Source organism: Klebsiella pneumoniae complex sp. WS1778, assembly GCF_049472055.1.
In the GTDB taxonomy this organism is placed as follows: Bacteria; Pseudomonadota; Gammaproteobacteria; order Enterobacterales; family Enterobacteriaceae; genus Klebsiella; species Klebsiella quasipneumoniae.
In genome coordinates, this window is sequence record NZ_JBKGTJ010000020.1 from 1 (window position 1) to 845 (window position 845).

An 845-nucleotide genomic window follows, 5' to 3' on the forward strand; every position below is an offset into this window, starting at 1 on the left:
GCTGCCATCACTACCGTTCTGGCTAAAACCTACGGTGGTTCCGCTCGCGCATTCGACCAGATCGATAACGCGCCGGAAGAAAAAGCTCGTGGTATCACCATCAACACCTCTCACGTTGAATATGACACCCCGACTCGCCACTACGCGCACGTAGACTGCCCGGGCCACGCCGACTATGTTAAAAACATGATCACCGGTGCTGCGCAGATGGACGGCGCGATCCTGGTTGTTGCTGCGACTGACGGCCCGATGCCGCAGACTCGTGAGCACATCCTGCTGGGTCGTCAGGTAGGCGTTCCGTACATCATCGTGTTCCTGAACAAATGCGACATGGTTGATGACGAAGAGCTGCTGGAACTGGTTGAGATGGAAGTTCGTGAACTGCTGTCTCAGTACGATTTCCCGGGCGACGACACCCCGATCGTTCGTGGTTCTGCTCTGAAAGCGCTGGAAGGCGACGCAGAGTGGGAAGCGAAAATCATCGAACTGGCTGGCCACCTGGATACCTATATCCCGGAACCAGAGCGTGCGATTGACAAGCCGTTCCTGCTGCCGATCGAAGACGTATTCTCCATCTCCGGTCGTGGTACCGTTGTTACCGGTCGTGTAGAGCGCGGTATCATCAAAGTGGGTGAAGAAGTTGAAATCGTTGGTATCAAAGAAACCGCGAAAACCACCTGTACTGGCGTTGAAATGTTCCGCAAACTGCTGGACGAAGGCCGTGCTGGTGAGAACGTAGGTGTTCTGCTGCGTGGTATCAAACGTGAAGAAATCGAACGTGGTCAGGTACTGGCTAAGCCGGGCACCATCAACCCGCACACCAAGTTCGAATCTGAAGTGTACAT

Annotated in this window: 1 protein-coding gene; it reads left to right on the top strand. The window is 54.7% G+C overall.

Annotation, left to right across the window (positions count from 1 at the left end):
* Nucleotides 1-845 (top strand): elongation factor Tu (tuf, locus tag ACLEXF_RS25430; protein WP_125316073.1); only part of this gene is annotated, 845 nt, incomplete at both ends.